Here is a 13,598-nt window from a genome sequence, read left to right as displayed (position 1 = left end):
CTGGCGTGCGGCAACCGTGCCCCCGCCAAGGCTGGCCGAGAATCCCACTAAGCAAGCGACTCCATGGCGAGCAAAATCAGTCAGTACAGCGAATCCTCCATCCGGGTCCTGAAGGGCCTGGAGCCGGTCAAGCAACGACCCGGCATGTACACCCGTACCGACAATCCCCTGCACATCGTGCAGGAGGTGATCGACAATGCCTCCGACGAGGCCTTGGGCGGCCACGGTTCCGAGATCATGGTCACCCTGCACCGCGACGGCAGCATCAGCGTCGAGGACGATGGCCGCGGCATCCCGGTCGGCATCCATCCCGAAGAGCAGGTCCCGGTGGTGGAAATCGTGTTCACGCGCCTGCACGCGGGCGGCAAGTTCGACAAGGGCAAGGGCGGCGCCTACGCCTTCTCGGGCGGCCTGCACGGCGTGGGCGTCTCCGTCACCAACGCGCTCTCGACCCGCCTCGACGTGACCGTATGGCGTGACGGCAACTGCTCCACGCTGACCTTCTCCGGCGGCGACGTCACCGTGCCGCTGGCCACGCGCAAGCTCGAGCGCGGCGAGAAGAAGAGCGGCACGCGCGTGCAGGTCTGGCCGGACGCGAAGTACTTCGATTCGGCCACGATCCCGATGGCCGAGCTGCAGCGGCTGCTGCGCAGCAAGGCTGTGCTGCTGCCGGGCGTCAAGGTCACGCTGCTGCAAGAGAAAATGGCGAGCGCCAGACCTGGCAGTACGAGCAGGGCCTCAAGGGCTACCTGGTGGAAGCGCTGGCGCAGGGCAGCGGCGCCGAACTGGTGGTGCCGATGTTCGAAGGCGAGCATTTCGCCGACCCCGACGCCAATTCAGGGGAAGACGGCTTCGCCGAGGGCGAGGGCGCTTCCTGGGTGGTGGCCTGGACCGAGGACGGCGCGCCGGTGCGCGAGTCCTACGTCAACCTGATCCCCACCCCGGCCGGTGGCACGCACGAGTCCGGCCTGCGCGAAGGCCTGTTCCAGGCGGTCAAGAGCTTTATCGAGATGCACGCCTTGCAGCCCAAGGGCGTGAAGCTGATGAGCGAAGACGTGTTTGCCCGTGCCTCGTTCGTGCTGTCCGCCAAGGTGCTGGACCCGCAGTTCCAGGGCCAGATCAAGGAGCGGCTGAACAGCCGTGACGCGGTGAAGCTGGTGTCCACCTTCAGCCGTCCCGCACTGGAGTTGTGGCTCAATCATCACGTCGAGTACGGCAAGAAGCTGGCCGAACTGGTGATCCGCCAGGCGCAGGCGCGCACGCGCGCGGCGCAAAAGGTGGAAAAGAAGAAGGGCTCCGGCGTGGCCGTGCTGCCCGGCAAGCTGACCGATTGCGAGTCCACCGACGTCACCCGCAACGAACTTTTCCTGGTCGAGGGCGACTCCGCCGGCGGCTCGGCCAAGATGGGGCGCGACAAGGAGTTCCAGGCCATCCTGCCGCTGCGCGGCAAGGTGCTCAACACCTGGGAGACCGAGCGCGACCGCCTGTTCGCCAACAATGAGGTGCACGACATCGCGGTCGCGATCGGCGTGGACCCGCATGGCCCCAGCGACGAGCCCGACCTGTCCAACCTGCGCTACGGAAAGATCTGTATCTTGTCCGACGCTGACGTGGACGGCGCGCACATCCAGGTGCTATTACTGACCTTGTTCTTCAAACATTTCCCCAGGCTGATCGACAATGGCAACGTGTGCGTGGCCCGCCCGCCGCTGTACCGGGTGGATGCGCCTGCACGTGGCAAGAAGCCGGCCCAGAAGCTCTATGCGCTGGACGACGGCGAACTGGTGGCCATCCAGGACAAGCTGATGAAGGATGGCATCAAGGACGGCGGCTGGCAGATCTCTCGCTTCAAGGGCCTGGGCGAGATGAATGCCGAACAGCTGTGGGAAACCACCATGAATCCCGACACGCGCCGCCTGTTGCCGGTGGCGCTCGGCCATTTCGACCTGCCGCAGACCGTGGGCGTGATGAATATGCTGATGGGCAAGGGCGAAGCCGCGCAGCGGCGCACCTGGCTCGAGGAGCGCGGCAACGAAGTGGTTGCCGATATCTGATGTATCCCGGCGCACCACGTTCGAACCGATCGATACCTGCATGACGCAAGGAGTCCCGATGGCCAAGACCAGACCTGGCAGCACCCGTCCCCGGCAATGGATTGCCGCAGGCATGCTGCTGGCCTGCCTGGGCTTCATGCCGGCGGCCCACTCGGCGCTGTATGGCTATATCGACGACGACGGCGTGGCGCATTTCTCGGACGAGAAGCTGGACGAGCGCTACACACTGTTCATGAAGAACGGCGGCGAACTCAAGAGCCCGCTGCCTTACCGGGCTGGCGCAGGCGCGGGTGCCGGCGCCGGCAGCCAGATCGACCTGGAGACGCACAAGCTTTACCGCTATGTCGTCAACCATCCCAATATCGCCACGGTCGAGCCCATGATCCGCCAGATCGCGGCGGCGCAGAATGTCGATCCCGCGCTGGTCAAGGCAGTGATGGCGGTAGAGTCTGGCTTCAATGCCGGCGCGGTCTCGCCCAAGGGCGCGATCGGGCTGATGCAGGTGATTCCCGACACCGGCGCGCGTTTTGGCGTGAGCGCGGATGCCCGGCGCACGGTCGAGCAGAAGCTGGCCGACCCGCGCACCAATATCTCGGCCGGCGTGCGCTACCTGCGCTGGCTGATGGAGCTGTTCCCCAATGACCTCGAGCTGGTGCTGGCCGCGTACAACGCGGGCGAGGGCGCGGTGCAGCGCTACAACAACAAGATTCCGCCTTTCCCCGAGACCCAGCAATATGTCAGCACGGTGCTGCAGTTCTATCGCTTCTACCGTCCGGGCGGCGCGCCCGCGGGGTTCGGCGGGGCGGGAGTCAATCGCGTCAAGATGGTGATCGGCGGCCGCCGCAACATGCCTTGATCCCATCCCGAACACCATAACGAACAACATGCAACCGGCGCACCGGCCAACGATGCGGTGCGCCGTCTTCTTGCCAATCCATGGAACAACAAGACATTCCGTTTGACCCAGGTTCGCCCGACAACGGCGCGGACTCGCTGACCCTGGCGCACTATGCCGAGCGCGCCTATCTCGACTACGCCATCAGCGTGGTCAAGGGCCGCGCGCTGCCGGAAGTGGCCGACGGCCAGAAGCCGGTGCAGCGCCGCATCCTGTACGCCATGCACGAGATGGGCCTGCGCTCCGACGCCAAGCCGGTCAAGTCGGCGCGCGTGGTGGGCGACGTACTGGGTAAATTCCACCCGCACGGCGACCAGTCGGCCTACGACGCGCTGGTGCGCCTGGCGCAGGACTTCTCGCTGCGCTACCCGCTGATCGACGGCCAGGGCAACTTCGGCTCGCGCGACGGCGACGGCGCGGCGGCCATGCGATACACCGAAGCCCGGCTCACGCCGATCGCGCGCCTGCTGCTCGACGAGATCGACCAGGGCACGGTGGACTTCATCCCCAACTACGACGGCTCGATGGAAGAGCCCAAGCTGATGCCGGCGCGCCTGCCCTTTGTGCTGCTCAACGGCGCATCGGGCATTGCTGTGGGCATGGCCACCGAGGTGCCGCCGCACAACCTGCGCGAAGTGGCGGCAGCCACCGTGGCGATGATCCGCAACCCCAACATCACGCTGGCCGAGTTGATGGCGCTGATGCCGGGGCCGGACTATCCGGGCGGCGGCCAGATCATTTCGCCGGCGGCCGACATCGCGCAGATCTACGAGAATGGCCGCGGCAGCCTGAAAGTGCGCGCGCGCTGGATCATCGAGGAAATGGCGCGCGGCCAGTGGCAACTGGTGGTGACCGAGCTGCCGCCGAGCACCTCGTCGCAGAAGGTGCTCGAAGAGATCGAGGAAATCACCAACCCGAAGGTGCGCACGGGCAAGAAGTCGCTCACGCCCGAGCAGCTGCAGCTCAAGCAAGGCATGCTGGCTGTGCTCGACGCGGTGCGCGACGAATCCGGCAAGAACGCGCCGGTGCGGCTGGTGTTCGAGCCCAAGAGCAAAAACATCGAGCAGCAGGAATTCATCCAGACGCTGCTGGCGCACACCAGCCTGGAGTCCGGCGCGTCGATCAACCTGGTGATGATCGGCACCGATGGCCGCCCGCGCCAGAAGGGCCTGGCCGACATCCTGCGCGAGTGGATCGCCTTTCGCTTCGCCACCGTCACCCGCCGCACGCGCCATCGCCTGGGCAAGGTCGAAGACCGCATCCACATCCTGGAAGGCCGGATGCTGGTGCTGCTCAATATCGACGAGGTGATCCGCATCATCCGCGAGAGCGACGAGCCCAAGCCGGCGCTGATGCAGGCCTTTGGCCTGTCGGACCGCCAGGCTGAGGACATCCTGGAAATCCGCCTGCGCCAGCTGGCCAGGCTGGAGGCGCTGCGCATCGAGCAGGAGCTCAAGAGCCTGCGCGACGAGCAGGCCGAGCTGGATGTGCTGCTCAAGTCCGAGACCATGATGCGCCGGCGCATCATCAAGGAGATCGAGACCGACGCCAAGCAATACAGCCCGGAAGACAAGGATCCGCGCCGCACGCTGATCCAGGAGGAGCGCCGCGCCAACGCCGAAGTGCGCGTGGTCGACGAGCCCGTCACCGTGGTGGTCTCGCAGAAGGGCTGGGTGCGCACGCGCCAGGGCCACGGCCATGACGCCCAGCAGTTCACCTTCAAGGCGGGTGATGCGCTCTATGGCACTTTCGAGTGCCGCAGCGTGGACGTGATGCTGGTGTTCGGCACCAATGGCCGCGCTTACACGGTGCCGGTGGCCGGTCTGCCCGGCGGGCGTGGCGACGGCGTGCCCGTGACCACGCTGATCGAGCTGCAACCTGGCAGCCAGATCGCCCACACTTTTGCCGGCAGCGTCGACCAGCGCTTGCTGATCGCCACGCGCGGCGGCAACGGCTTCCAGACCAAGGTGGGCGATATGGTCAGCCGGCAGAAGGGCGGCCGCGCCTACCTGACGCTGGACGAAGGCGATGCGCCGCTGGTGCCCGCGCCGATCGGCGAGGAAGCCACGCACGTGGCCTGCCTGTCGGCCAACGGCCGCATGCTGCTGGTTTCGCTCGACGAGATCAAGTCGCTCTCGGCCGGTGGCCGCGGCGTGATCCTGATGGAGCTGGAACCCAAGGAGACGCTGTTGCAGGCGATCGCCGTGGGCGCGCCGGGCCTGGTAGTGTCCGGTGCCGGGCGCGGCGGCAAGCCGAGCTCGCAGAAGCTCTACGGCCAGTTGCTGCTGCCTTATGTCGGCAAGCGCGCCCGCAAGGGCCGTGCGCTCGATCTCCGGCTCAAGGAGCCAAGCATCGAGCCGGTACGGATCGTGCCCCCGGCGAGCGGCAACTAAGCCGCGTCAACCCGAACTGGCCCTGCGCGACAATGCGCGGGGCTTTTTCTTTACCGGCATGCCGGACCGCCCGGGCGGCCATGCCTCTCCCGTTACACGCGATGCCCGTTACTCCTTCCACCGCCGGCGACGATCCGATGGTAGCGCTAGCACCCCCGCCCACGCCAAGGCGCCTGTTCATCGAATTTGCGCGCATGGGGCTGTCCGGCTTCGGCGGCGTGCTGCCCTTCGTGCGGCGCGCCGTGGTGGACCGCAACCGCTGGCTCGGCGACCGCGATTTCGTCGAGCTCCTCAGCCTCGGGCAGGTGTTGCCCGGCCCCAACGTGATCAACCTCGCGCTGATGCTGGGCCTGCGCTTTGCCGGGCTGCGCGGCGCGCTGGCGGCCTTTGCAGGGCTGGTGATGGTGCCGATGGTGGGCGTGCTGGCGCTGATGCTGCTGTACGAGCACTACCGCGACGTGGCGGCGGTGCAGCGCATGCTCACGGGCATGACGGCGGTGTCGGCGGGCCTGGTGCTGTCGACTGGCTTCAAGCTGGCGCAGAGCCAGCCGCGCACCGTGCGCGGGTTGATGATCGGTGGCGCGGCGTTTGTCGGCATCGGGCTGTTGCGCTGGCCGCTGGTGCCGGTGATGGCGGTGCTGGTGCCGATGGGCCTGGTGCTGGAGTGGCGCAGCGAGCAGCTTGCGCGGCGCGCGCAGGCGCCGCTGGTGCCGCTGGTGCCGGCTGCTATCGAGGCGTCTTCCATGCCGGCCATGCCGTCCAGCGATGATGGCATCGATCCCGTGCCGCCCGTGACCAGGAGGCGCAGCCATGAACTCACCGAACGTGCTTTCCGGCCTGCTCACGCATTTCCTGATGCTGTCGTTCCTTGCCATTGGCGGGGCCAGCACCACGATCCCCGACATGCATCGCTTCCTGGTGGAGTCGAACGCCTGGATGAGCGACGCGCAGTTCTCCGCCATGTACGCCATCTCGCAGGCCGCGCCCGGGCCCAACATCCTGTTCGTCGCGTTGTTCGGCTGGCAGGTGGCGGGCCTGGCCGGCGCCATCGTCGGCATGATCGGCATCTGCGGGCCATCCAGCGTGATCGCGCTCGGCTTCGAGTACTTTGCGGGCCGCTCACCGCAGGCGCGCTGGCCCGGCCTGATCCGGCGCGGCCTTGCTACGCTGACCATTGGCCTGCTGTTCGCAACGGGCTGGATCCTTGCTGCGAGCGTCGATCACCGCTGGACCGCGGTGGCAGTGACGGTGGTCACCATCGTGCTGATGCTGAAGACTAAGGTGCATCCGCTGGTGCTGGTGGCGTTGGGGGCTGGGGCGGGGTTGTTGGGGTTGGTTTGAGTCTGATTGTGGATGGATTATGCGGTGTTGGCTGATTGGGGCAAGGGCAGAACCTTTGGCTCTTGTTTTGTGGTTGGGTTTTGAATTTTGCGGCGTTGGCTTTTGCACCCAAGAGCCGTACGACATCCCCTGCGGGGGCTGCCGGTCACTTTTCTTTGACCGGCAAAGAGGGTGAAGACAAAAGAAAGAAAGACCTATTCTTCCTAAACTGAACATGGAGATGCAGTCATGGGGAAGATGGGAAGGCCCTTGGCCATAGACGAGGAGCATCACGCGCAGTTGCGGGAACTGGTGAGAAGCCATCCGAACGCGACGATGAGGGAGTTGGCCCAAGGCCTTGCCGAGCAAGGTGGCCCCAGGGTCAGCACGGTCACGCTGGCGGCGGCTTTGCGCCGCGCTGGATTGAAGCGAGTTGCGCAACCCAGCGCTGTACTCTATGCAAAGCCCAGTGAGCCCGCGCATTACGGCTACAACGATTCTCATCGCCTGGAGCCGGCCGATCCTGGCAAGTACACCAGTTGCCTGACCGATGCCGAATGGACGCTGGCGGCCGACCTGTTCGAACAGCCAGAGGGACATCGGGGACGACCTGCGGTGTACGAGAGGCGCCGCATGGTCGATGCGTGCTGCTACGTGCTGCGCACGGGCTGCTCCTGGCGCATGCTGCCGCGCGAGTCCTTTCCACCCTGGCCGGCCGTGCAAAAGGCCTTCCTGCGTTGGAGCGCGCAAGGCAAGTTCGAGCAGTTGCACGAGCGCCTGCGCCAGCAATGGCGCAGGCGCATCCAGCGCGAGGCCCAGCCCACAACCGCCATCATCGATTCACAGTCGACCCGGATCTCGCCGCAGGGGGCAGGCCAAGGATACGACGCGGGCAAGAAGGTCAAAGGGCGCAAGCGACATATCGTGGTGGACACACTGGGGCTGTTGTTGGCGGTATGCATTACCAGCGCTAGCGTGCAAGATCGCGACGCGGCGCCAACGGTGGTGGCTCAAGCTTGCGCCAAGGCCGGCACGTTGCAGCGGCTGTTTGCCGACTCGGCGTATGCGGGGCGCTGTGCCGCCGCCCTCGAGCAAGCTCACGGCCTGAACGTGCACATCGTGCGTCGCCCGCCCAAGGCTGGGCATTGGCACGATGCACAGCAGTCCCTGTGGCCGCTGGATCAAACGTTCCCCCCTTGCCCATGCGCTGGGTGGTGGAGCGCACCCATGCCTGGAACGAGCGCTCGCGCCGCCTGATCATGCATCACGATCGCAGCATCGCCAGCGCAACCTCCTGGGTCTGGCTATCTCAGGCACGTTTGCTCGTACGCCGATTGACCAATGCCTGAATTTGTCCTCACCCTCTTTGCCGCGCAAAGAAAAGTGACCGGCAGCCCCCGCAGGGGGATGTCGTATGGCCCTTGGGTGCAAAAACCAACGCCGCCCAAAGAAACGGCGAACCAAACACGCATACAGGCCATTGGGCCCAAAAACCACCACCGCCAACATCAATCCCAAGCCCCCCAACCAACCCACTCTAGTCCACCCCCACAAATCCCCCCGTCTGATGCGCCCACAGCCGCGCGTAGAGCCCCCACGCGCCAGCAACTCCGCATGCGTGCCGCTCTCGGCAATGCGGCCGTTCTCCAGTACCACCAGCCGGTCCATGCGCGCAATGGTGGAGAGCCGGTGCGCGATGGCGATAACCGTCTTGCCCTGCATCAGCGTCTCCAGGTTCTCCTGGATGGCAGCTTCCACTTCGGAGTCCAGCGCCGAGGTGGCTTCGTCGAGGATCAGGATGGGCGCGTTCTTGAGCAGCACCCTGGCGACGGCAATGCGCTGCCGCTGGCCGCCTGAAAGCTTCACGCCACGCTCGCCCACCTGCGCATCCAGCCCCGTAGCCCCATGCGCATCGCGCAAGCGCGGAATGAACTCGCCGGCATGGGCGTCGTCGGCCGCGGCGAGCAGTTCGGCCTCGCTGGCGCCGGGCCGTCCGTAGCGCAGGTTGTCGCGGATCGAGCGATGCAGCAGCGACGTATCCTGCGTCACCATGCCGATCTGCGCGCGCAGGCTTTCCTGCGTGACGCCGGCAATGTCCTGGCCGTCGATCAGGATGCGTCCTCGCTCCACGTCGTACAGCCGCAGCAGCAGGTTGACCAGCGTGGACTTGCCGGCGCCGGACGGGCCGACCAGGCCGATCTTCTCGCCCGGGCGCACCACCAGGTCGATGTTCTCGATCACGCCCGAACCCTTGCCGTAGTGAAAGCCCACGCCTTCGAAGCGCACCTCGCCGCGCGTGACGCGCAGCGCTTGCGCATCGTCGCGATCGCCTACCTTGCGTGGCACGGCGATGGTCTGCAGGCCATCCTGGACCTGGCCGATATTCTCGAAGATGCCGCTGATCACCCACATGATCCAGCCCGACATGCTGACAATGCGGATCACCAGCCCGGTCGACAACGCAATCGCGCCGATGCTGACGTGCCCTTGGCTCCATAGCCACAGCGCCAGCCCGGTAGTGCCGGCGATCAGCATGCCATTGAGCGAGGTCACGGTGAAATCCATGGCGCTGACCATGCGCCCGGACAGGCGTGCCTTGTCGGTCAGGTCGGCCATGGCTTCGCGCGCGTAGTCTTCTTCATGGCGCGTGTGGGCAAACAGCTTGAGCGTGGTGATGTTGGTATAGCCGTCGACGATGCGCCCCATCAGCCGCGAGCGCGCGCCGGTGGCCGCTACCGAGCGCGCCTTCACGCGCGGCGTGAAGTACAGCATGGCGGCTACGTAGCACGCGATCCACGCCAGCAGCGGGATCATCAGGCGCCAGTCGGCCTCGGCGAACAGGTAGAGGGAGCTCGCGGCATAGATCACCACATGCCAGATCGCGTCCACGGCCTGCACCGCCGAATCGCGCAGCGAGAAGCCGGTCTGCATGATGCGCTGCGCGATGCGCCCGGCAAAGTCGTTCTGGAAGAACGACAGGCTTTGCTTGAGCACGTAGCGGTGGTTCTGCCAGCGCACCAGGTTGCCCAGGCTCGGGTTGATGACCTGGTGCACGAGGACGTCGTGCAGGCCGGTGAAGAGCGGGCGCAGCAGCAACGCCACCACCGCCATCCACGCCAGTTCGGCGCGGTGGCGCGCGAAGAAGTCGGCGGGCGGCGTTGCCTGCGCCAGGTCGACCAGGCGGCCAAGAAAACCGAACAGGGCGACCTCGATCAGCGCGCCGGCCAGCCCCACCGCCAGCAGCAGCGCGAAGACCGGCCACACCTCGAGCAGGAAATAGGCATAGAAGCGCCATATCTGGCTGGGCGGCTTGGTGTCGGGGAGGGGCGGAACGGGTCGATCAGCCGTTCCAGGAAACGCATCAGCATGGGAGTCCAGGTTCCGCGGCGACCGCATCATCCGGGGCGCCGCCGTGCTCGCGAGGGCCGTATCGATGCCATTGGCATGCGGCGGATCAGTAGCATGATACAGCGTCGATATCCGCACCCGCAGCAAGGGATCCCTGTGCGATCCGGCATCTAAGCGGTTAGCACTTTCTGTCGCCATTATCGTTCAGGTAATCACAAGCGCACTTTCTTGGCTGTGCCTGCGAGTTGTCCTCGGGAATACCCCAATTTCTTTGGGCTTGTATATACAACACTATACATACCTAGAACAGCTAAACAGGCTAGCTCTCCAGCTGGCCTTATTGAACGAAGGAGTTGCCGTGAGCCAGACCCCCGCTTCCGTGATGTAGAGATCCGCGCCCCGCGTGGCAGCCAACTGACTGCCAAGAGCTGGCAGACGGAAGCGCCGCTGCGCATGTTGATGAACAACCTCGACCCGGAAGTGGCGGAGAACCCCAAGGAACTGGTGGTGTATGGCGGCATCGGCCGTGCTGCGCGCAACTGGGAGTGCTACGACAAGATTGTCGAGACGCTCAAGACGCTGAACGACGACGAAACCCTGCTGGTGCAGTCCGGCAAGCCGGTCGGCGTGTTCAAGACCCACAGCAACGCCCCGCGCGTGCTGATCGCCAACTCCAACCTGGTGCCGCACTGGGCCACCTGGGAACACTTCAACGAGCTCGATGCCAAGGGCCTGGCCATGTACGGCCAGATGACCGCCGGCAGCTGGATCTATATCGGCAGCCAGGGCATCGTGCAGGGCACCTACGAGACCTTCGTGGAAGCCGGGCGCCAGCATTACAACGGCAACCTCAAGGGCCGCTGGGTGCTGACCGCTGGCCTGGGCGGCATGGGCGGCGCGCAGCCGCTGGCCGCCACGCTGGCCGGCGCCTGCTCGCTGAACATCGAATGCCAGCAGGTCAGCATTGATTTCCGCCTGCGCACCCGCTATGTCGACGAGCAGGCCGCGGATCTCGACGACGCGCTGGCCCGCATCGCCAAATACACCGCCGAAGGCCGCGCCGTTTCCATCGCGCTGTGCGCCAACGCCGCCGAGGTGCTGCCCGAGCTGGTGCGCCGCGGCGTGCGTCCGGACATGGTCACCGACCAGACCAGCGCGCACGATCCGCTCAATGGCTACCTGCCGGTGGGCTGGACCTGGGGCCAGTACCGCGACCGCGCGCAGACCGATCCGGCCGGCGTGGTCAAGGCCGCCAAGCAGTCGATGGCCAAGCACGTGCAGGCCATGCTGGACTTCCAGAAGATGGGCGTGCCCACCTTCGACTACGGCAACAATATCCGCCAGATGGCCAAGGAAGAGGGCGTGGCGAACGCCTTCGATTTCCCGGGCTTCGTGCCGGCCTATATCCGCCCGCTGTTCTGCCGCGGTGTCGGCCCGTTCCGCTGGGCCGCGCTGTCGGGCGATCCGCAGGATATCTACAAGACCGATGCCAAGGTCAAGGAACTGATCCCCGACGACGCCCACCTGCACCGCTGGCTGGACATGGCGCGCGAGCGCATCAGCTTCCAGGGCCTGCCGGCGCGCATCTGCTGGGTTGGCCTGGGCCTGCGCGCCAAGCTTGGCCTGGCGTTCAACGAGATGGTGCGCAGCGGCGAGTTGTCGGCGCCGGTGGTGATCGGCCGCGACCACCTCGACTCCGGCTCGGTCGCCAGCCCCAACCGTGAAACCGAAAGCATGCAGGACGGCTCCGACGCGGTCTCCGACTGGCCGCTGCTCAACGCGCTGCTCAACACCGCCAGCGGCGCGACCTGGGTCTCGCTGCATCATGGCGGCGGCGTGGGCATGGGCTTCTCGCAGCATTCGGGCGTGGTGATCGTGTGCGACGGCACCGACGAAGCCGCCGCCCGCATCGCCCGCGTGCTGCACAACGATCCCGCCACCGGCGTGATGCGCCACGCGGATGCCGGCTACGACATCGCCATCGACTGTGCACGAGAGCAGGGCCTGAACCTGCCGATGATCAACAGCAAGAAGGAAGCCTGAACGTGAACGCGCTGAACCTGAAACCTGGTCAACTGACCCTGGCGCAACTGCGCCAGGCCTATCTGCAGCCGCTGCGCGTGAGCCTGGACGCCGGGGCCGCCGAGGCCATCGCCGCCAGCGTGGCCTGCGTCGAGAACATCGTGGCCGAGGGCCGGACCGCCTACGGCATCAATACCGGCTTCGGCCTGCTGGCGCAGACCCGCATCGCCCGCGAGGACCTGGAGAACCTGCAGCGCTCGCTGGTGCTGTCGCATGCCGCCGGCGTGGGCGAACCGCTCGACGACGCCATGGTGCGGCTGATCATGCTGCTCAAGATCAATAGCCTGGCGCGCGGCTTCTCCGGCATCCGCCGCAAGGTGATCGACGCGCTGATTGCCCTGGTCAATGCCGAGGTCTATCCGCATATCCCCCTCAAGGGCTCGGTGGGCGCTTCCGGCGACCTGGCGCCGCTGGCGCACATGTCCCTGGTGCTGCTGGGCGAAGGCCGTGCCCGCTACCACGGCGAGTGGCTGCCGGCCCGCCAGGCGCTGGCCCAAGCCGGACTCGAGCCGCTGACCCTGGCCGCCAAGGAGGGCCTGGCCCTGCTCAACGGCACCCAGGTATCCACCGCCTACGCGCTGCGCGGCCTGTTCGAGGCCGAGGACCTGTTCGCCGCCGCCACGGTCTGCGGCAGCCTCAGCGTAGAGGCCATGCTCGGCTCGCGTGCGCCCTTCGACGCGCGCATCCATGCGGTGCGCGGGCAGCGCGGCCAGATCGACGCGGCCGCCACCTACCGCGACCTGCTGACCGACACCAGCGAACTGGCGCGTTCGCACGCGCAGTGCGACAAGGTGCAGGATCCCTACTCGCTGCGCTGCCAGCCGCAGGTGATGGGCGCCTGCCTGACGCAATTGCGGCAGGCAGCCGAAGTCCTGGCCGTGGAGGCCAACGCGGTTTCGGATAACCCCTTGGTGTTTGCCGCCGAAGGCGACGTGATCTCGGGCGGCAATTTCCACGCCGAGCCGGTGGCGATGGCGGCCGACAACCTGGCGCTGGCCATTGCCGAGATCGGCTCGCTGTCCGAGCGCCGCATCTCGCTGATGATGGACCGGCACATGTCGCAGCTGCCGCCTTTCCTGGTAGCCAACGGCGGCGTCAATTCGGGCTTCATGATTGCCCAGGTCACCGCTGCCGCGCTGGCCAGCGACAACAAGGCGCTGGCCCATCCGCACAGCGTCGACAGCCTGCCCACCTCGGCCAACCAGGAAGACCACGTGTCGATGGCGCCGAACGCCGGCAAGCGCCTGTGGCCGATGGCCGAAAACGTGCGCGGCATCCTCGCCGTGGAGTGGCTCGGTGCCTGCCAGGGCCTGGACTTCCGCGAGGGACTGAAGAGCTCGCCCAAGCTGGAGCAAGCACGCAGCCTCCTGCGCGCCGAGGTGCCTTACTACGAGAAGGACCGCTTCTTTGCGCCCGATATCGAGACGGCAAGCCAGTTGCTGGCGGGCGGCGCGCTGAACGCGCTGGTGCCGGCGCGGCTGCTGCCCAGCCTCTGAGGCGGCGGGC

Annotated in this window: 5 protein-coding genes and 4 pseudogenes; 8 read left to right on the top strand and 1 reads right to left on the bottom strand. The window is 66.3% G+C overall.

Annotated features, from left to right (window positions below):
• Positions 1–63: 63 nt before the first annotated feature.
• From OMK73_RS21555 to OMK73_RS21530, 6 genes and pseudogenes are all read left to right on the top strand, one after another.
• Positions 64–2,054: pseudogene (locus OMK73_RS21555) on the top strand (DNA topoisomerase IV subunit B).
• 58 nt (positions 2,055–2,112) lie between these two features.
• Positions 2,113–2,910 (top strand): lytic transglycosylase domain-containing protein, encoded by a 798-nt coding sequence (locus tag OMK73_RS21550; protein WP_267603860.1) that lies wholly within the window; start codon positions 2,113–2,115, stop codon positions 2,908–2,910.
• An 80-nt stretch (positions 2,911–2,990) separates the two neighbouring features.
• Positions 2,991–5,342, top strand: coding sequence for a DNA topoisomerase IV subunit A (gene parC, locus OMK73_RS21545; RefSeq protein WP_267603859.1), 2,352 nt, complete (start codon positions 2,991–2,993; stop codon positions 5,340–5,342).
• Positions 5,343–5,479: 137 nt separating this feature from the next.
• A pseudogene (locus tag OMK73_RS21540) lies at positions 5,480–6,016 on the top strand (chromate transporter); the annotation flags it as partial.
• A gap of 136 nt (positions 6,017–6,152) precedes the next feature.
• A complete protein-coding gene (locus OMK73_RS21535) occupies positions 6,153–6,683 on the top strand; it encodes a chromate transporter (protein ID WP_267603858.1) in 531 nt (176 codons plus the stop codon).
• Positions 6,684–6,911: 228 nt separating this feature from the next.
• A pseudogene (locus OMK73_RS21530) lies at positions 6,912–8,011 on the top strand (IS5 family transposase).
• Between the two features lie 188 nt (positions 8,012–8,199).
• On the opposite strand, the pseudogene OMK73_RS21525 reads toward OMK73_RS21530, so the two are convergent.
• Positions 8,200–10,030, bottom strand: a pseudogene (locus OMK73_RS21525) (ABC transporter ATP-binding protein).
• Positions 10,031–10,349: 319 nt separating this feature from the next.
• On the opposite strand from OMK73_RS21525, the gene hutU reads away from it, so the two are divergent.
• Together hutU and hutH are read left to right on the top strand one after the other, a co-directional pair.
• Positions 10,350–12,053, top strand: coding sequence for a urocanate hydratase (hutU, locus tag OMK73_RS21520; protein ID WP_267606462.1), 1,704 nt, complete (start codon positions 10,350–10,352; stop codon positions 12,051–12,053).
• 2 nt (positions 12,054–12,055) lie between these two features.
• On the top strand, positions 12,056–13,588 hold the full coding sequence (gene hutH / locus OMK73_RS21515; protein ID WP_267603857.1) for a histidine ammonia-lyase: 1,533 nt from the start codon (positions 12,056–12,058) through the stop codon (positions 13,586–13,588).
• The last annotated feature ends 10 nt before the right edge of the window (positions 13,589–13,598 follow it).

The sequence above is a fragment of the Cupriavidus sp. D39 genome, from assembly GCF_026627925.1.
In the GTDB taxonomy this organism is placed as follows: Bacteria; Pseudomonadota; Gammaproteobacteria; order Burkholderiales; family Burkholderiaceae; genus Cupriavidus; species Cupriavidus ulmosensis.
Note: the sequence above shows the minus strand (reverse complement) of the source record. Positions and strands in the feature narration are given on the sequence as shown.